This window comes from Paenibacillus segetis (assembly GCF_014639155.1).
Classification (GTDB): domain Bacteria; phylum Bacillota; class Bacilli; order Paenibacillales; family Paenibacillaceae; genus Fontibacillus; species Fontibacillus segetis.
This window is the reverse complement of the sequence record NZ_BMFT01000009.1, coordinates 43,201-62,089: the sequence shown is the minus strand read 5'-3', so window position 1 is coordinate 62,089 and position 18,889 is coordinate 43,201. Positions and strand designations below refer to the sequence as shown.

General features: G+C 44.0%; 17 protein-coding genes and 1 other RNA gene. 2 read left to right on the top strand and 16 right to left on the bottom strand.

Translation table 11 applies throughout. The annotated features are described in order from the left end of the window. Positions 1–276: 276 nt before the first annotated feature. The 7 genes from IEW05_RS25430 to IEW05_RS25400 form a co-directional block, all read right to left on the bottom strand. On the bottom strand, positions 277–540 hold the full coding sequence (locus IEW05_RS25430) for a pro-sigmaK processing inhibitor BofA family protein (protein WP_188542667.1): 264 nt from the start codon (positions 538–540) through the stop codon (positions 277–279). Positions 541–566: 26 nt separating this feature from the next. Further along, complete coding sequence (locus tag IEW05_RS25425; RefSeq protein WP_188542663.1) at positions 567–833, bottom strand: DUF2508 family protein; 267 nt, start codon at positions 831–833, stop codon at positions 567–569. Positions 834–1,029: 196 nt separating this feature from the next. Beyond that, positions 1,030–1,629: a recombination mediator RecR gene (recR, locus tag IEW05_RS25420; protein ID WP_188542662.1), complete on the bottom strand. Its 600-nt coding sequence runs from the start codon at positions 1,627–1,629 to the stop codon at positions 1,030–1,032. Between the two features lie 24 nt (positions 1,630–1,653). Further along, on the bottom strand, positions 1,654–1,965 hold the full coding sequence (locus IEW05_RS25415) for a YbaB/EbfC family nucleoid-associated protein (RefSeq protein ID WP_188542661.1): 312 nt from the start codon (positions 1,963–1,965) through the stop codon (positions 1,654–1,656). Positions 1,966–2,029: 64 nt separating this feature from the next. Beyond that, positions 2,030–3,781 carry a DNA polymerase III subunit gamma/tau gene (gene dnaX / locus IEW05_RS25410; RefSeq protein ID WP_188542660.1) on the bottom strand — a complete coding sequence of 584 codons (1,752 nt, stop codon included), beginning with the start codon at positions 3,779–3,781 and terminating at the stop codon, positions 2,030–2,032. A gap of 204 nt (positions 3,782–3,985) precedes the next feature. After that, positions 3,986–4,253: signal recognition particle sRNA large type (gene ffs, locus IEW05_RS25405), an RNA gene on the bottom strand. Between the two features lie 134 nt (positions 4,254–4,387). Further along, positions 4,388–5,503, bottom strand: coding sequence for a hypothetical protein (locus IEW05_RS25400; RefSeq protein WP_188542659.1), 1,116 nt, complete (start codon positions 5,501–5,503; stop codon positions 4,388–4,390). A gap of 102 nt (positions 5,504–5,605) precedes the next feature. Between IEW05_RS25400 and IEW05_RS25395 the strand changes: the two genes are divergently transcribed. After that, positions 5,606–6,865: a stalk domain-containing protein gene (locus IEW05_RS25395; protein ID WP_188542658.1), complete on the top strand. Its 1,260-nt coding sequence runs from the start codon at positions 5,606–5,608 to the stop codon at positions 6,863–6,865. A gap of 105 nt (positions 6,866–6,970) precedes the next feature. On the opposite strand, the gene rpmE is transcribed toward IEW05_RS25395, so the two are convergent. From rpmE to rpoE, 8 genes are all read right to left on the bottom strand, one after another. Next, a complete protein-coding gene (gene rpmE / locus IEW05_RS25390; protein WP_127194615.1) occupies positions 6,971–7,168 on the bottom strand; it encodes a 50S ribosomal protein L31 in 198 nt (65 codons plus the stop codon). A 105-nt stretch (positions 7,169–7,273) separates the two neighbouring features. Further along, on the bottom strand, positions 7,274–8,542 hold the full coding sequence (locus tag IEW05_RS25385) for a radical SAM family protein (protein ID WP_188542657.1): 1,269 nt from the start codon (positions 8,540–8,542) through the stop codon (positions 7,274–7,276). Between the two features lie 67 nt (positions 8,543–8,609). Then, positions 8,610–9,938, bottom strand: coding sequence for a transcription termination factor Rho (rho, locus tag IEW05_RS25380; RefSeq protein WP_188542656.1), 1,329 nt, complete (start codon positions 9,936–9,938; stop codon positions 8,610–8,612). Between the two features lie 106 nt (positions 9,939–10,044). Then, positions 10,045–11,298, bottom strand: a complete 1,254-nt coding sequence (gene murA / locus IEW05_RS25375; protein WP_188542655.1) for a UDP-N-acetylglucosamine 1-carboxyvinyltransferase — start codon at positions 11,296–11,298, stop codon at positions 10,045–10,047. A 172-nt stretch (positions 11,299–11,470) separates the two neighbouring features. Next, positions 11,471–12,322, bottom strand: a complete 852-nt coding sequence (gene fba / locus IEW05_RS25370; RefSeq protein ID WP_188542654.1) for a class II fructose-1,6-bisphosphate aldolase — start codon at positions 12,320–12,322, stop codon at positions 11,471–11,473. A gap of 199 nt (positions 12,323–12,521) precedes the next feature. Beyond that, a complete protein-coding gene (locus IEW05_RS25365) occupies positions 12,522–12,896 on the bottom strand; it encodes a response regulator (RefSeq protein WP_188542653.1) in 375 nt (124 codons plus the stop codon). Positions 12,897–13,058: 162 nt separating this feature from the next. Next, complete coding sequence (pyrG, locus tag IEW05_RS25360; RefSeq protein ID WP_188542652.1) at positions 13,059–14,660, bottom strand: CTP synthase; 1,602 nt, start codon at positions 14,658–14,660, stop codon at positions 13,059–13,061. Between the two features lie 307 nt (positions 14,661–14,967). Next, on the bottom strand, positions 14,968–15,531 hold the full coding sequence (rpoE, locus tag IEW05_RS25355) for a DNA-directed RNA polymerase subunit delta (RefSeq protein ID WP_188542651.1): 564 nt from the start codon (positions 15,529–15,531) through the stop codon (positions 14,968–14,970). 462 nt (positions 15,532–15,993) lie between these two features. Between rpoE and IEW05_RS25350 the strand changes: the two genes are divergently transcribed. Continuing rightward, positions 15,994–17,130 carry a S8 family peptidase gene (locus IEW05_RS25350; protein ID WP_188542650.1) on the top strand — a complete coding sequence of 379 codons (1,137 nt, stop codon included), beginning with the start codon at positions 15,994–15,996 and terminating at the stop codon, positions 17,128–17,130. Positions 17,131–17,208: 78 nt separating this feature from the next. On the opposite strand, the gene argS is transcribed toward IEW05_RS25350, so the two are convergent. Continuing rightward, positions 17,209–18,888 (bottom strand): arginine--tRNA ligase, encoded by a 1,680-nt coding sequence (argS, locus tag IEW05_RS25345; protein ID WP_188542649.1) that lies wholly within the window; start codon positions 18,886–18,888, stop codon positions 17,209–17,211. Position 18,889: the final 1 nt, after the last annotated feature.

The following is an 18,889-nucleotide window of genomic DNA, read 5'->3' as shown; positions in this document are numbered from 1 at the left end:
AGATGATTGTGCTCATTTTGAAACTGACGAGAATATAATTCTCTATTTTTTGAATTTCACTTTCGTGAATTTCACTCACTCGTTGTTCAGTTTTCAAAGATCAAACCATTCATTTTTGTCTACGCTGTGTTTCAGCGGCGACTTTTATAATATATCACATGCTGTCTTCTTTAGTCAAGCATTTTTTTAAAATCTTTTTTTAAGTTGACTTTATTTTGCTTGCCCACTGAAGAAGCGATTTATAATGTACCACAGAATGCAAAGCTTCGTCAACCTTTATATCATGGTTAATTTTAGGCCGATTAATAAAGCTACCCCTGGCAGCCCCAGAACAAGCACTGTACTCATTGTCACTGGGTTTAACGGGATGTAAGCTTCTGTTAATAATCCTGAGAAATTAACAACATATATCCCTAGTGCAGCCAGCACAACATGCAGCCCTAGACGAGTGAGCCAGGCGAAACCAAGTTTCTTGGATATTAGAATATACAGAAGTAGCAACAACGAGACAGCCAACACGCCAATCAGTACTATTTTCATCATCTATCCCCCCCCTCTTCACAAAACTAACCTTGTTTGAAGATGTCCCAATTCAAATTCGCCGCTTTAGCTGCCTTAAGCTGGATTTGATATCTTCTTTCGGCTGCTTCTAGCGTATAAATAGCTACATCGACCTCATCACTCTCCGCCGCTCTTTGAAATGCCTGATAGGCCCGTTCCCACTCTTCTCTTGCTTTGTTGACTTCTTCATATAGATATCTCTTATATTCAAAATCACTTTCAGCCTGCAAACTGTCTGGTTTATTAGTAAACCAATCCCTCCATCTGCCCATTCTCTGTCTCTCCCTTCCATCCAGTTATTTCATTTGTATCGATGAAAGGACAAACTTAGAACCAAAAAGGGGAGGCTCTAACAGGTAAATAAGCTAGCTGGCCTTTTAGAGAAAGTATCTATACTGTTGTATCCACAAATAAAATAAAGGACCTGAGCCCGTTCATTCGGGTCAAGGTCCTCATTATTCTAATAACTTAATGTAATTCGCGTCGGCCTTCTAATGCCTTGGACAGGGTTACTTCATCCGCATACTCCAAGTCACCACCGACAGGCAGTCCATGAGCAATCCGTGTAACACTTATATTAAACGGTCTGACTAGGCGAGAAATATACATCGCAGTTGCCTCTCCCTCAATATTGGGATTGGTGGCCATGATCAATTCCTTCACCCGTTCATCGCTCAAACGATTGAGTAATTCTTTCAATCGGATATCGTCCGGGCCGAGCCCCTCCATAGGAGAGATCGCCCCCTGCAGCACGTGATAATAACCGTTAAATTCCTTTGTCCGTTCCATGGCAACCAGATCCTTGGAGTCTTGAACCACGCAAATCACAGATGCATCCCGCGTTTTGTCCTGACAAATCCGGCAAGGATCACAATCGGTAATATTGCAGCAAACGGAACAGTAATGAAGATTACGCTTCACACTGACCAAGGCTTTAGCGAAATCGATAACGTCATCATCTTTCATGCGCAGTACGTGAAAAGCCAACCTCGCGGCCGTCTTCGGTCCGATTCCTGGCAAATGGGTAAATGCGTCGATCAGCTTCGCGATCGGTTCTGGATAATACAATGGGCGGTCTCCTTCGGTTGTGAATTAGAACAGACCTGGAATCTTCATTCCGCCTGTAAATTTACCCATATCTTGGTTAGCTAGTTCTTCAGCTTTGGATAGCGCGTCATTAACGGCTGTAAGAACCAAATCCTGTAGCATTTCAACATCTTCTGGATCAACGGCTTCAGGTTTGATGTTTAGGGAAATTACCTTTTTGTGACCGTTTACTTGTACAGTAACTACGCCGCCACCGGAACTACCTTCGATTACTTTGTCTCCGAGCTCCTCTTGGGCCTTCAACATTTGCTCTTGCATTTTCTTTACTTGCTTCATCATTTGATTCATATTGTTCATATTGTTCACAACTCCTTTTCGATTTCATTATTATAGTATAAATGTAACTTATTAAAAATAGTTGCTATTCCTTGATGACAACTAGATCATCACCAAACATCTGGAGCGCCTCATCTATCCAAGGTTCTTTGCTTTCGCCCCCACCCTCAGGGGTGTGTTCCAATTTGAAATTTTCCTTGGGAGGTTCTGCCGCACCTTGTATAGCGTCATTCCAATCTTTAAGCATCATCGTTACCAAACGGCATGGTCTACCAAGTTGACGTTCTAGTACTTGCTCGATCACTTGTTTGTTAGCTGGTTTCTCCGTTGTTTCACGGTGAATGTCATTTTTAAAGGCTACCAGAACAGAGTCTTCAAGCGCAGATACCGGTTCACCATTGACGAACCAAGCATGTATGGTCACTTTTTCATCTTTAACAGCTTGTAGTATTCCATTCCACTTGCTCTCAGCTGCTACAAACTCCGGGCTACTCCGCTGTGCCACATAGTTCTCAAGCCCCGAAGGAAGCTTAGCCGTTGAAGAAATTCTAGGCGAGGCACTTCGCGTAGCAGGACGATGTGACTGAGCTACTTGAGCATCTGAGCCTCCACCACTGCCCAAACCACCCTGCATCGCACGCTCCAGCTTCTTTTCTAGTTCAGCTAACTGACGTTTAAGCTGTTGAACTTCTGAGGTAGATGCGGCACTGGCCCCACTACTAGCGGTAACTTCATTGCCCACGTTCTCTTGCTGCGGAATGCCACATAGCTTCAAGAGTGCTACTTCAAATAGCATCTGAGGCTGTACAGCATATTTCATTTCTGTCTGATAGTGATTCAATGTATCAATCATCGCAAATAGCTGCCCTCGCGTAAAAGCTCCTGCCATCTCCCGGAAATCCTGAGGATCAAGCACACGCTCTGTTAGCTTATCCGCGGCTGGGACCATCTTAATCATCAACAAATCGCGGAAATAATACAACAGATTCTCCATACATTTATCGGCACTTTTGCCTTCCTGCATGAAGCCTTCGATCATTTGCAACATGCTGCCAACATCACCTTCAAGTAATGTCTTGGCTAGCTCTGCAAATTGCCTTGAGGGAATCCCTCCCGTCATATCCAGCACTTGTTGATAAGAAACTTGTCCGTCCGTAAATGAAGCTATCTGATCCAATATGCTAAGGGCGTCACGCATTCCACCATCCGACAACCTCGCAATATACTGAATCGCTTCATCTTCAGCGGTAATACCTTCCTGCTGACAAATCAGTTGTAGACGTTCACTTTGCTCTTCCAGAGACACACGCCGAAAATCAAAACGCTGACACCTAGAAATAACGGTTGCCGGCAAGCGATGTGGTTCTGTTGTCGCTAGAATGAACATGACATGTGGAGGTGGTTCCTCCAGCGTCTTAAGCAGTGCATTAAATGCTTCTGTCGTCAGCATATGAACTTCATCAATAATATAAACCTTATGCCTTACTTCCGTTGGGGCATATTTCACTTTCTCGCGGAGATCGCGGATTTCCTCGACTCCCCGGTTGGAAGCGGCGTCAATTTCAAGCACATCCATGACAGCACCCGCAGTAATTCTCCGGCACGAATCACACTCATTGCAAGGTTCCGACGCTGGCCCCTTTTCACAGTTTACAGCCTTGGCCAAAATCTTCGCGGCACTCGTCTTCCCTGTCCCCCTTGGCCCACAGAATAAATAGGCGTGAGACAATTTCCCCTCGCGGATCGCATTTTGCAACGTGCGGATAATATGCTGCTGCCCCACCATGTCTTGGAACGACTGTGGCCGCCAAGCACGGTACAACGCAATATGCTCCATATGCGGCACCTTCTTTCTTCCCTTCACGGCATTTGCCGCTACCTTATTATACTATACTCGGCCATCCGAGAAAAACTTCTAATTGAGTTCCTATATAAGTGTAATTTTCATAGTTATAGAACAATCTCTTTTAAAGAGTACCCCATCTTAACACAAAAAAACACCTCTGTCCTAGGACAAAGATGTATCTGTAAAAATATGTAGCCGTGCACCTGTTATTGATCATTGCGATCCAAGCGGCACCTTTACAGCGCAACTCGAGACAGGCTCTCCTCCGGCACAAGAGCAAAACTGCTTATGGCTGCTTCCTTCCGGACCTGACCAGGTTCACAGGTACTCATTGCGGAGGACCCGTCCGTCAACGTCTGCCGTAAAGACCGGACCTCACATCGACAAGACCTCTAACAGGAATTCAACCTCGCTATAGCGGATTGCGAGTTACAGGGCACCGCTACCTCCCCATCTAGCACGGTAAAAATGATTATATCTCATGCTCATTAAAATTGCAACCAAAGCCTATGTTGTCACTTAAGGTGTGATAAAGCAGTCACAACCCAAAACACCATATAATAGAAATAACACTAATTTAGTAGAGTTATAACTTCCCTACTCTGCTGATTTAACAAGAGGTTGTGTACTAACTGCCCATAGATTATTACCTATAAGTAGAAATCCAAAAGAAGTCGGTACTATACCGGTAAAATCGGTCCCACCTTGCGGGATCGTTATTTTCTCCCATTTCTTTCCGTCGGCTGAATAGATCAAAATCGTTTCTTTCTGAGCTCTCTCCTTAATAGCCCAGTCATAGTGATTACCCGCTGCTAAATATTCTTTTCCATTGAACCCGATCACATTCAAATACAATTGTAACCCATCAACGGAGTACTGCTTCGTCTTGGGATTCCAATTCGCTGATTTAAAAGAAAATAATTCCTTGGTGTCACTTCCATCCAACGTGGAAAATATTGAATTCTGATAGGCATACAGGAACCTATTACCATCCCAAATTCCATTATATCCACCTAAAAAGTTAGCATTTTTACCTGTCCAAAGCTTTCCATCCTTGGATACAGCAGAAGTATTGCCTGTCGCCAGAAAAATTTTCCCGTTCGTTACCAGGGAATCGAGGGGGCGTTCACCAGCGAGACTCTCCTCTAAGTTCTTAAACTGAGCTTTTTGAAAACTCTTCAGATCACTGGAAATCAGAATATGATTCGGACCAGGAAAATATAAACCATTAACATTCTTATCTCGTTCTTGGGCCAGGAAATAATAGGTTCCATTAACGAACAAAAGATCCTGAAATTCATATTCTTTTTTCGCAGTGTAAGGAATTACATGTCGTTCCCAGATCTTCCCGTCCTGGGAGGTAGCAAAGCCTAAGTTATAAAGTACAACGAATTGCCCACCATCAAAAATTAGCTTGCGAACCAAACCATTTGCCCCGTCATATTGGACCCCATCGATCATGGAGTAAGGTTCCTGAGCTTCCCACTTCAAACCATCGAATGATTTATAAAGATTGCCCCCATAATCAAAAAATAGATAGAATTGCCCATTATAAGCAATATCTCCTTGTTTACTATTAGAAACCCTATCCGTTACCTTCAATAATTGCTCGGTATACAGCTTAGTCTGGGCATGTACCCGCTGTGTTGGGAACAACGGTACCATCAGTAGTATCAAAATCAAGGAAATCATAGAACTTTTTTTAAGACTCATATCCCATCCTCCTAAACTCACAACTTTCATCCCAATGCATTTTATATCATAGTTTGATATATTAATAGTATAATATGGAATTTGATAGAAAGGATGAAATTATTGAAAATTTTAGGAAAAGCACTACTTACTACAGTTCTTGTCGCTGGGATATTTACAGGGTTACATACCAATCAAGTGAAAGCAGCGTCACCCGTCAGTATTCTATTAGATAGCTACCCACTTCCTTTCCCTACGGAGCCAATTATCGTAGAAGGAACTACCATGGTCCCTTTTCGAGCCATATCAGAAGCTCTGGGTATTCAAGTCACTTGGACTCAATCCACAAAGACTATTCTTGCGATCCAAGGCGAAGGAGCAAATACAACTCGTGTGCAGTTGACCCTGGGTAGCAAAAAAGCCATCGTTAATGGGTCCACCGTCAATCTCAATGTAGCCCCACAATCGGTGGGTGGCAATACGCTGATTCCGCTCAGTTTTTTCAGTCAGCAATTTGGTTCTGATGTGAAATGGGACCAGGCGACACGTACAGTGTCTATTACTTCTCCACAGAAGCGTTTATATACACTCGGTTTCTACGCAATCTCATCCTTCTCGGATGCCCAGTCCATCCCAAGTTTGGATTCCGTGGCCTTTGGTTGGAGCCGAATTGACGAAAACGGTAAGTTCACTCTGACTGGCAAAGATTATAAAATGCCTCTCCCAGCTGGAGATATCACCTCTGACACTCTAATCAGCAGCGCATCGGATTCACGTACAACTCCTTATCTCATGGTCTACTCCGGCGATGTAAACGGGGAATTATCTAAGATTATTAATGATGCTGATCTCCGGCGACAAGCTATAGCAGATATGATCTCTGCTGCTACCAGTAATAAATTCAAGGGGATTCTGCTCGATTTCGAAGGACTTGGACTAACGACAGACAAAACAATAACACGGCAGTCCTTTACTTCCTTCGTCAAGGACTTGTCCAAAGAAACCAGCGCTAATGGCTTGAAGCTATCTCTTGCATTACATGCGCTTAATTCCTCTTATCAAGGATACGATTACAAGGCACTTAGTAAAATTGCAGATGAATTAGTCATCATGGCTTATGATTATCAGAAGCCAAATGGCGTTACTCCACAACCTGAGCCAATAGATAAAGTTAATGAAGCTATTACACTCGCATTGAAGGAAACAGACCCTACGAAATTGGTGCTCGGACTTAACCTATATAGCGAGAATGCCGATTCCGTTACTTCTTTAATCGGTCTAGCTAAACGATATAACCTCAAAGGAATCGCTTTGTGGAGACTTGGACTGATCATCAGTGATCAATGGACTGAAATACGCCAAAGCGTTGAATTTAAGAAATAAGAACTTCATAGCACATAGCATAAAACGAACACAAAAAATCCCCCGGCCTCATCGAGGCGGGGGATTTGACATTTATTAGAGATGCTGTAGATACAGCAGGTCTTATTAGATGCCGTATTTTTTCTTGAATTTGTCCACGCGTCCACCAGCATCCAGGAATTTCTGTTTACCTGTGAAGAATGGATGGCAGTTGGAGCAAATTTCAACACGTAGATTTTGCTTCACGGAACCTGTTTCAAACGTGTTACCGCAAGCACAAGTTACTGTAGTCAAATTATATTTGGGTTGAATTGCTTCATTCATTGCTTTCACCTCTTTCCGCCCTGTACCTCATGCGTGCACAGAGTTATAATGACACATCCATGATTATATCACGACAAATGTTGTCACGCAATTGGATGTTTTTATTTAAATACGCTTTTTCACTCGCTGTAGCTCCGCTGGAGGAACATGCGTATAAGAGCCAATAACTACATCAGGTAATTCCTCTTGGAATATTTCAATGGCCTGCTTCATCCCCAGAACCTCACCCTTCGCCTTTGGAATCAGCTCCAAGTAGCTCTCTGGGTCAATGTTCAGGTTACGCAATTGAATTAGGCGAAGTTTACTTCTTCTAACGAATTCGATCATCGCTTCCACTTCTTCTTCACGGTCCGTAACCCCCGGGAAGATTAAGTAATTGATCGATGTGTACACACCTTGTTCGGATGCATAACGAAGCGATTTCTCTACGTTAGCTAATGTATATCCACGCGGTTTGTAATAAGCATTATAGTGATCATCTAAAGCACTAATCGTACTAACACGCATCAGATCAAGTCCGGCATCAACGATACCCCGAATATGATCACTTAGCCCTGCGTTCGTATTAATATTAATGTACCCCATATCTGTCACTTTACGCACTTCGCGGATCGCTTCGATAATGATTTTGGCCTGAGTCGATGGTTCTCCTTCACATCCTTGTCCGAAACTAATAATCGATTCCGGCGTCTTCAGATGCTCAAGCATAATCTCGACCAATTCATCCACCCGGGGGCGGAAATTCATCCGAGTCTGCGGTGCTACAAATCCACTATCATCCGGTTGCTCCGAAATACATCCGAAGCAGCCTGCATTACAGGAATAGGAGACCGGCACGGCACCTTCCCAGCGATTCAGGAATGTATTCGAAGCGGTTAGGCATTCATACCCTAATGCACAATTAGATAAATGCTCATACAATCGATTCTCCGGATAACGGGATCTCAGGTTCTTAACCTGGTTCTTCAATTCTAATGGATCACAATTCAGTGGATTCCACTTCTCAGGATCATCCGACAGCCGAGCTGTCACATAGAATTGACCGTCTTTCCATACCACAGCCGAATAACCAAAGAGCGGTAACTTATACTCCTTGTCTCTTTTTACATATCCAGGCAGGCACAGTCTGGTAAATCCCTGCGGAAGCAGAGCTCCAACCGCTTGCACTTCACCAGGGAGCGCCATCATTTCGCCCGTCTCAGGATCCATCCCAATCGGACGGGTACTTGGCAATCCAACCAAAGTTGCGCCATCTGGAAGTGGAATCAGTTCGTCTTCCATTATTTCAACGATCATATCTGCGCTACGAGCTAACCCATATAGCGTGGGATGATCGAACACTTGTCCTCGTTCATCTGCATATACTAAATACATGTTGTTCTCCTCTTCGCTTTCCCTTCATCTATCCTGTACCCAGGGTTATCAAGCCGATTGTTGTAACCTATGACCCAGATCCAGTGGTTCCAGGCGATGTCGCTGTACGTACCGATCGACGCGCACCGCTACTACTACCGGAAGGTGCACTTCCAGCTGCATCAAATGAGGCCAAAAACTCGGCGTTCGTCTTGCTATTACGTAGCTTCTTCAAAAAGCCTTCCACAAAATCATAAGAATCGTTCATATTCTTACGAATTGACCAGATGGTATCCAATTCTTCCTTATTTAACAACACTTCTTCACGGCGAGTTCCGGAACGGCGAATATCGATAGCTGGAAAAATACGACGTTCTGCAAGTTTGCGATCTAAGTGTAGCTCCATATTACCTGTACCCTTGAATTCTTCATAGATGATATCATCCATACGCGAGCCGGTATCTACGAGCGCAGTCGCCAGAATCGTCAGACTTCCGCCCTCTTCTACGTTACGAGCCGAGCCAAAGAAACGCTTCGGACGATGGAATGCTGCCGGATCAATCCCTCCGCTGAGCGTCCGTCCAGAAGGTGGAACGACAAGGTTATAAGCGCGAGCAAGACGAGTAATACTATCGAGCAAAATAACAACGTCCTTCTTATGCTCCACTAAGCGAATAGCACGCTGTAGGACAAGCTCTGCCACTTTGATATGATTCTCTGGAAGTTCATCAAATGTAGATGCAATGACCTCGCCTTTAACCGAACGTTGCATATCTGTAACTTCCTCAGGACGTTCATCGATTAATAATACGAATAATTCGATATCGGGATGATTGGTAGAAATACTGTTGGCAATTTCTTTCAGAAGCAGCGTCTTCCCTGCCTTTGGCGGAGCCACGATCAAGCCGCGCTGTCCGAGTCCGACTGGGGCGAGCACATCCATAATGCGGGTAGATAAATGATTAGGGGATGTTTCAAGCACGAGCTTAGTCTGCGGATAAAGGGGAGTTAATGCTGGAAAGTGTAAGCGTTCAGCGGCTACTGCTGGATTCTCCCCATTGACCGCATTCACCTGGAGAAGGCCGAAATATCGTTCGTTCTCTTTTGGCGTTCTACATTTTCCAGAGACCAGATCGCCCGTCCTGAGATCAAACTTACGTATTTGCGAAGCGGAAATATAAATATCCTCAGCACTCGGCAAATAATTGATCGGCCTTAAAAATCCATAACCTTCAGGTAAAATTTCGAGTACGCCTTCCATGAACATAAGTCCACTTTGTTCTGCTTGAGCTCTTAAAATAGCAAAAATCAATTCTTTCTTTTTCAACTGACCGTAATATGGAATTTGATACTGTTTCGCAAGCTTATATAGCTCGGTCAACTTCATCCCTTCCAAATCGGCTATTTGCAGATCCATGTAAAAACCACCTATTCAATTTTTTCATATAAACTGGAGTATTTTCTTTAATTCATTCTATCTAGCATATCCAATTAAGAGGTAAAACATTACAATTGCTAGAGGGCTACTCCTCTTGACGCCACACATCTGCACCCAAAGAACGCAAATTAGCGACAAGATTGTCGTATCCACGGTCAATCAATTCTACCCCAGAAACTTCAGTAATACCTTCATCGACAGTTAATCCTGCAATGACCAGTGCAGCTCCCGCGCGAAGATCAGCCGCTTTAACTTTAGCTGCATTTAACTTCCCACCTTCAATAATAGCAGAACGCCCTTCGACTCGAATTTTAGCGCCCATACGCACGAGCTCAGGTACATGCTTGAAACGATTACTATATACAAAATCACTCAATACGCTTACGCCCTCAGCTTGAGTTAGTAGGCTCGTCATCGGTGATTGTATATCTGTTGGGAAGCCAGGGTAAATCAATGCCTTCACATCTACGTGCTCGTATTTCGGAGCACCTATCACACGAATGGATTCATCCAACTCTTCTACAGTAACACCCATTTCAATTAACTTAGCGGTTAGCGCCTCCAAATGCTTCGGAATAACGCCATCAATCAATACATTTCCGCGGGTTGCTGCGGCTGCGATCATATACGTCCCAGCCTGAATTCGGTCAGGGATGATAGAGTGGCGACAGCCTTTAAGCTCGGATACACCTTCGATACGAATCGTTTCCGTTCCGGCACCTTTAATAATTGCTCCCATAGAGTTCAATAGTGTTGCTACATCTATAATCTCAGGCTCTTTAGCCGCATTTTCGATAATTGTTGAGCCTTTGGCCCGAGTGGCAGCCAACATAATATTAATCGTTGCTCCAACGCTACTAACATCCATATAAATTTTAGCGCCGCGCAACTCTTTGGCATGCAAATGAATAGCTCCATGTTCATTCGTCACGGTAGCTCCAAGCGCTTCAAATCCTTTAATATGCTGATCAATCGGACGAGGTTCAAAATTACAACCTCCTGGCAACCCAATAGTCGCCTCTTTAAATCGTCCTAACATAGCGCCCATCATGTAATATGAAGCACGCAGCTTCTTTACAGGGCCATTCGCCATCGGAATAGACTTAATATCGGAAGGGTCGATTCTCATATAACTACCTTCCCAAAATACGTGAGCTCCTAATTCCTCCAAGATCTCCGCATAAACCGCAACATCACTTAAAAGCGGTAGGTTATCAAGTACCACTTCAGATTCTGCTAAGATCGCAGCCGGGATCAATGCAATTGCACTGTTCTTGGCACCGCTGATCGATACTGTACCGTGCAGCGGACGTCCACCGCTGATCATTAATTTCTCCATAAGCTAAAGGGTCCCCCTACGTATTTTGCAGTCGGTAAACGACATGTTAATCCCCATTTTTGGTAAAGAAAATGGAAAGACACCGGCTAGCGGTGTGCTTTCCATATATTACTATTCGACTGTCTTGCCTGACAACCTAACCTAAACAGCAGGCGACAGATTTCAAAATTAATTAGGCTTTGTTGTTGGATCCAAACTCGCGGATTTTACCAGCAACAGTTTCTTGGATCGCTTCACGACCTGGTTTGATAAATGTACGTGGATCGTAGTCATTTGGTTTTGCCGCAAGCACTTCACGAACTACTTTCGTGAATACGATTTGGTTCTCAGTGTTTACGTTAATCTTGGAAGTACCCAAGGAGATGGATTTCTTGATGTCATGCTCAGGAATACCAGTACCACCGTGAAGTACCAATGGAAGTTTGATCGCGTTGCAGATTTCTTCCATTTCTTTGAATCCAAGGTTAGGCTCACCATGGTAAGGTCCGTGTACGGAACCAAGCGCAGGAGCTAGAGTGTCGATACCAGCTTCTGTAATTTTGATGCAGTCTTCTAGCTTAGCGTACATAATTCCGCCTACAGTGTCGTCTTCTTGTCCGCCTACTGTACCAACTTCAGCTTCTACAGAAACGCCTTTTGCATGTGCATATTCAACGACTTTCTTAGTCATTTCAACGTTTTCTTCGATTGGGTGATGGGAACCATCGATCATGACAGATGTAAATCCTGCATCGATAGCTTCTTTACATTTCTCGAAGCTGGAACCATGGTCAAGATGGATAGCGACAGGAACAGTGATCTTCATGTCGTGAATAAGACCTTCTACCATTTTAACAATTGTAGTAAAGCCACTCATATAACGTGCAGCGCCTTCAGATACACCAAGGATAACTGGTGATTTTTCTGCTTCAGCGGCAGCAAGAATAGCTTGTGTCCACTCAAGGTTATTGATGTTAAATTGACCTACTGCATATTTGCCTTCAAGCGCTTTGTTCAACATGTCTTTCATTGATACTAATGGCATAATTTCAATCCTCCTAAGATTGTTGGTTTTATCCTATTTTTAGCCGACATTCACACTTAGTTATTATATCACAACCGGGCAGAAATACTAAACAAGCTTTCAATCATGTTTGTGAACATGAACGCTGCTCAATGATGGTCCAATTTACGGCAAAAAAAGAACCCTAGCAACGTCTAACCGATGCTGGGTTCCTTCTTCTCTATAGGGCTCCGCCCCTCAACTGCTCGTGAACCGCCACGCGCATTTCATCAATATCGAATGGCTTGGTAAAATGCATCAGCGCACCCAAATCAGTTGCTTGCTTAATAATATTAAGCTCGCCGTAAGCGGTCATCATGATGACTTTTATCTCAGGATTTGCTTCCTTGATGTGTTTCAGAATCTCAAGTCCATCCATCCCTGGAATTTTCATATCCAGCAACACCAGATCAGGAGCTTCGCTGTGGACGATCTCAAGAGCTATCTTACCGTTAGGAGCTTGCAATGTCTTGTACCCTTCGCTACTGAATACTTCCATTAACAAAATGCGAATCCCATTCTGATCATCGACAATCAATATCTTCTTTTCTTCCACCGAGAACCCTCCTACAACCCCTTTTACATCCCAAACATAACAATTCGCCTCAAATTAGCAAATACCTTCTTATTTGGAAAAAGATACTGGATTATGTTTTGGAATTATATAGTAGGTTCACTGTTTCTCAGTTTCAAAAAATCTTGCATTTCAAAAATGCACTTAGGACAAATGTGTGATCGCAGCTTTCACGAATTCACGGAAAAGAGGCTGTGGACGGTTCGGACGGGAAGTGAATTCCGGATGGAACTGCACTGCCAGGAACCAAGGGTGACCCGGAAGTTCAACGATTTCAACAAGTCGTCCATCTGGTGAAGTACCAGAAATCTGAAGACCTGCTTCTTCAATTGCTTCACGATACGTATTATTAAACTCATACCGGTGACGATGTCTCTCATATACAAGCTCATCGTTGTAGCACTGCATCGCAAGCGAACCTGGAGTAAGCTTACATGGATACAGACCTAGACGCATCGTTCCGCCCAAATCTTCAATGTCTTTCTGCTCTGGCAATAGATCAATAACAGGATATTCTGTTGAAGGGTTAATTTCCGAACTATTCGCACCCTGTAGTCCAGCTAAAGAACGAGCATACTCAATAACAGCAACTTGCATACCAAGACAAATACCGAAGAATGGAATGTTGTTCTCACGCGCATAACGAATGGTAGAGATTTTGCCTTCAATCCCACGATCACCAAATCCGCCTGGCACCAGAATTCCACCGATACCTTCTAACAATTCTGCTACATTGTTGTCATTAACATCTTCCGCATTTACCCAACGAATCTTCACGTCAGCATTCGCGTCAAAACCAGCATGAGATAACGATTCAACTACGCTGAGATATGCATCATGTAGTGCTACGTATTTACCAACGATAGCAATTTCCACGGTTTTCTCCAGCTTTTTAACACGATCTACAAGACTCTCCCACTCACTCATGTCCGGTAGAGGGGTAGTTAATTTCAGGTGGTTAACAGCGATCTCATCGAGACCTTCATCCCGCAAATTAAGCGGTATTTCATATAGCGTATCCGCATCACGGCATTCTACAACAGCACTGACATCGATATCACAGAACAATGCAATTTTTGCCTTCATATCATCGGATAGCTCGTGCTCGGTCCGACATACAATAACGTTCGGTTGAATACCAATACTGCGTAGTTCCTTCACGCTATGCTGGGTTGGTTTTGTCTTCACTTCTCCAGCGGCTTTGATATATGGAATAAGGGTAACATGGATGTACATCACGTTCTCACGGCCAATGTCACTCTTGATTTGGCGAATGGCTTCAAGGAATGGCAAACTTTCAATATCTCCGACGGTCCCCCCAATTTCGGTGATGACCACATCAGAACCGGCTTCGCGTCCGGCACGATATACACGTTCTTTAATCTCGTTCGTAATATGCGGGATAACTTGTACCGTTCCCCCAAGATATTCTCCGCGACGTTCTTTACTAATGACGGAGGAATAAATCTTACCCGTCGTTACATTGTTGTTCTTCGACAGATTAATGTCGATAAATCTTTCGTAGTGACCTAAATCAAGGTCAGTCTCCGCGCCATCATCTGTTACGAATACTTCCCCATGCTGATACGGACTCATCGTACCAGGATCGACATTGAGGTAAGGATCGAATTTTTGAATTGTTACCTTTAACCCTCTGTTCTTAAGTAACCTGCCGAGCGATGCAGCCGTAATCCCCTTCCCGAGTGAAGAAACCACCCCGCCTGTTACGAAAATATATTTTGCCACAGTCAAAAAACCTCCTAAAAGTACGTTGTCCAAAAGCTACCGATAAACCAGATTTGCAGGTGACCTTAGAATCTTTAGCGTAACCCATTTCCTATGATTACATAGCTAAATGAGCAATAAAAAAACAAAAAAGTGACACCCGAATAGGTTCGGGGCACTTTTATAAAAAAATCATATTTATAGGTTTGAATCATAAGCCCATGCAATAGTTTACCCGTTACCTTAGCCTCTGTCAAGTAAAGAAGGAAGGGATTAAGGGGACATACTGTGGCAAATTTAGAGCTAAATTAAAGGTGGTAATTCCACCTTAAAGATCATCCTCATCTTCTTCTAATTCATCTTCAGAATCCGAATCATCTTCCTCATCGAGGACTTCATCTTCTTCATCCAACTCTTCATCTTCCAACAGGGAATCATCTTCGACTTCTTCAACGTCTTCTTCATCTTCATCGGTGAATAATTCATCATGATCATCGTCAACTTTGTCGAAGCCGTCGCCATCTGGGGTGTAGGATTCTTCTTCAGCGAAGTCCTCATCTTCAATATCATCATCGTCATCATTGATAATCCGTGGACGCTTAGCGTTACCAATTGGATCTTCCGACTTCTCAATTGGATACCAACGTTTCAAACCCCAAAGATTAGTGCCAACACAAGCAAAACGGCCATCGATATTGATCTCCGTATATAGTTGTGCGATCGCGTCAACGGATTGCTCTTCCGACATCCCGCGAACTTTAGCTACTTCTTTCATAAGGTCACGATAGTAATACGGTGTATTTGCTGCTTTTAAAATCATAAAGGCCAAATCAACCATAGGAATTTCCATTACTTTATCCGGATCGATTTTCAAATTAAGTGAGGTACTCACTGGCGGACACTTCCTCTCACGCAATGTTCATTAGAATACAAAGTTACAATCTAAAGCATTTTCTGTAATTAATATCTTCACTAACATATCCATATCACACATTAGTAAACCCTATTTGGAACTAAATTGCAAGTTTTAAAAAAGTGACCTGTCTCCGTCCGGTATGTGGGGACCACAAAGAAAAAGACGGGAACATATCGTTCACCGTCTCCTGACTGTATCCTCTTCAAAAGGAAGCTCGAAGCAACCCCTGAAGGTTAATGAAAACCATAAATGGCTCTCCCTCCATCCTATGTCCAGATTTACACTTTGACACGGGGGGCCGAGCTAAACTTTAGAAATTGTATCTTTGGGACCGCCTGAGCCTACTGCCTATTTCCTATAAATAGGGCCCCTTCCCCATTCAGCGATTAAAACATCATCATAATATACTGCAATACTTCGTCAGGAGGGGCTACCACAATGGACTACTCCAGATTCCTGCAATATTTGAATGGCCACATGGATACCTCCGGAACAAGCGGACGGCAGATTATCCGTTTCCCCCATCCGGCCCAATATGCCGAATGTTTACGCCAATTACACAAACTCAGAACAAAGATGCCCGGACTGAGGCGCGTACGTACATCTTCCCTACTTCGGGCATTTCTATGCCCACTCGGTTTGCCCGATAGGGTAACTCACAATCGATTTGGGCTCTTCGTTGAGGAAGATTCTATCATTAGTGTCCACGCCCCCTCCTCTCCTAGCAAAGATCGAAGCCCTGACATTCCCTGGGGCGTCAAACGAATTGAAGCACCCGATGTTTGGCCACTCTCGACCGGACAGCAAATTCGAATCGGTGTTATTGATACAGGAGCAGACTATGGCCACCCCGATCTTAGGAGCTCACTGGCACGTGGTATCAATCTTCTAAACCGCTTCACCCTACCCCATGATGATAACGGACATGGTACTCATATCGCTGGCACTATTGCTGCCTCAGGAGGATCGCAGGGTATTATTGGCGTGGCTCCACGCTCATTGATTTTTCCCGTCAAAGCGTTTGACCACAATGGCTCTGCCTACGTCTCAGATATTATCCTTGGTATCGACTGGTGTGTCAGAAACCATATGAACATCGTCAATATGAGCTTTGGCATGCGGACCAAAAGCGTGTCACTACAAAACATTATTCATAAAGCACATGAAGCGAATATCGTTGTCGTTGCTTCCTCAGGTAATGATAAGAAAAACCGAGCCATAGATTATCCTGCAAGATATCCTCAGACCATTTCTGTTGGTGCGACTGGCAAAGACGGCCGTGTTGCTCCATTCAGTAACCGGGGTCCTTATATTGATATTTACGCTCCTGGAGAGAAAATATACTCCTCTTGGCTTGGCGGCGGACACCGCGAAATGAACGGCACATCTATGGCGACGTCGCATGTTAGCGGAGCTATAGCTCTGCTCTTGGCGCTCAAACCTGAACTTACACCAGACCAAATCAAACGACGGCTTCGTCGCACCGCACGACCCTTACCTGCCAACAGCAGGGCAAAACCGGGTACAGGAGAAGCTAATGCAGCACGCTTGTTACGTGGCAAACCTAAACGATAAATGATGAGGTAAAAACCGCCCTTCCCTTGATCAAGGGGAGGGCGGTTGATTTAAATTTTATAGGTAGAAGCTTGGATGTTACATCCGTTCTGGCGCGGACACGCCAATTAATGTAAGCACATTAGCAAGAGTAGTACGCACAGCCCCTAGCAACGCGAAGCGCGCAACAGTCTGTTCAGCATCTTCAGTGATTACACGCTCCGCTTTGTAATAACTGTGGAACAATGAAGCCAGCTCGTACACATAACGGACGAGACGATGTGGAGCAAAATTCTCCGCTGCCAATCTAATTTCCTCCGGCAGTTCGCCGATTTTACGAAGCAAATCAAATTCATGTTCTGCCGTCAGTTTGCTTAAGTTAATGGACTCCAACGTAGGAATCTCAATACCCTGTTCCTCAGCTTGACGATAAATGCTACAAATCCGCGCATATGCATATTGCACGTAGAAGACAGGATTCTCATTCGATGTTGAAATAGCCAAATCCATATCGAAATCAAGATGCGAATCCATACTACGCATGGTAAAGAAATAGCGAATCGCGTCGACGCCAACTTCATCCATCAAATCGACCATTGTAACGGCTTTACCTGTCCGTTTGGACATTTTAACCTTTTCTCCATCTTGGAAAAGACTGACCATTTGAGCAATAAGCACCGTCAGTTTAGCTGGATCATTACCAATTGCCTCCATAGCTGCTTTAACACGTGGGATATAACCATGGTGATCGGCACCCCAGATATTGATCATACGGTCAAATCCACGGTCGTATTTATTGCGGTGATAAGCGATATCTGGAGTTAGATACGTATAGGTACCATCATTCTTAACGAGTACACGATCTTTGTCATCGCCGTAATCCGTCGTCCGTAACCAAGTAGCTCCATCTAACTCAAAAGTCTGGCCTTTTCCACGCAATTCCTCAAGTGAAGACTCTACTTGTCCATTCTCATACAGGGAAGTCTCGCTGAACCAAACATCAAATCCAACCCGGAAACGTCCCAAGTCCCGTTTAATCTTCGCAAGTTCCTTCTCTAGTCCAAATTTACGAAGAAATGCTTCCCGCTCCTCAGGAGTCAAAGATAGCAAACCTTCACCTTGCTCTTGAACGAGTTCTTTGGCAAAGCCTTTAATATCTTCACCATGATAACCGTCTTCTGGCATTTCAACGTCTTGCCCAAGCTCCTGTAAGTACCGTGCCTCAATCGACTTACACAAGTTAACCACTTGGTTACCGGCATCATTAATGTAATATTCACGAGTAACTTCATAACCTGCAAAGTCCAATACGTTACAGAGCGCGTCTCCAACCGCTGCACCACGAGCATGTCCTAAATGTAGACTACCTGTTGGATTTGCACTGACAAATTCAACTTGGATTTTGTTCCCTTGGCCATCGTCTATACGTCCATAATCTTTACCTTGAGCGTAGACTTGCTCAATTACTGGATACAAGTAACTTTTACTCACCGTAAAGTTAATAAATCCAGGTCCGGCGATTTCCGCTTTTTCAATACCTGCCTTCTCATAATCGAGATGACTTACAATTTCTTCGGCAATTTGCCGTGGATTTTTCTTAGCGATTCGGGTTAACTGCATCGCTGCATTGGTTGCCAGGTCACCATGAGCCTTTTCTTTCGGGACTTCCATAGCGATAGCTGGAATTTCTTCAAGCTCTGCCAGCCCTGCTGCCGTTATTGCAGATATAATCGCTTCTTTCACCTTCTGATTCATTTGTTCCAATGGATTGTGTGTCATT

What these genes read in the sequence shown, in the direction of transcription:
- IEW05_RS25430 (WP_188542667.1), bottom strand. Translation starts at nt 540, where the DNA reads ATGAAAATAGTACTGATTGGCGTGTTGGCTGTCTCGTTGTTGCTACTT.
- IEW05_RS25425 (WP_188542663.1), bottom strand. Translation starts at nt 833, where the DNA reads ATGGGCAGATGGAGGGATTGGTTTACTAATAAACCAGACAGTTTGCAG.
- IEW05_RS25400 (WP_188542659.1), bottom strand. Translation starts at nt 5,503, where the DNA reads ATGAGTCTTAAAAAAAGTTCTATGATTTCCTTGATTTTGATACTACTG.
- rpmE (WP_127194615.1), bottom strand. Translation starts at nt 7,168, where the DNA reads ATGAATGAAGCAATTCAACCCAAATATAATTTGACTACAGTAACTTGT.
- dnaX (WP_188542660.1), bottom strand. Translation starts at nt 3,781, where the DNA reads ATGGAGCATATTGCGTTGTACCGTGCTTGGCGGCCACAGTCGTTCCAA.
- fba (WP_188542654.1), bottom strand. Translation starts at nt 12,322, where the DNA reads ATGCCATTAGTATCAATGAAAGACATGTTGAACAAAGCGCTTGAAGGC.
- rho (WP_188542656.1), bottom strand. Translation starts at nt 9,938, where the DNA reads ATGGATCTGCAAATAGCCGATTTGGAAGGGATGAAGTTGACCGAGCTA.
- IEW05_RS25385 (WP_188542657.1), bottom strand. Translation starts at nt 8,542, where the DNA reads ATGTATTTAGTATATGCAGATGAACGAGGACAAGTGTTCGATCATCCC.
- IEW05_RS25415 (WP_188542661.1), bottom strand. Translation starts at nt 1,965, where the DNA reads ATGAACAATATGAATCAAATGATGAAGCAAGTAAAGAAAATGCAAGAG.
- IEW05_RS25350 (WP_188542650.1), top strand. Translation starts at nt 15,994, where the DNA reads ATGGACTACTCCAGATTCCTGCAATATTTGAATGGCCACATGGATACC.
- argS (WP_188542649.1), bottom strand. Translation starts at nt 18,888, where the DNA reads ATGACACACAATCCATTGGAACAAATGAATCAGAAGGTGAAAGAAGCG.
- murA (WP_188542655.1), bottom strand. Translation starts at nt 11,298, where the DNA reads ATGGAGAAATTAATGATCAGCGGTGGACGTCCGCTGCACGGTACAGTA.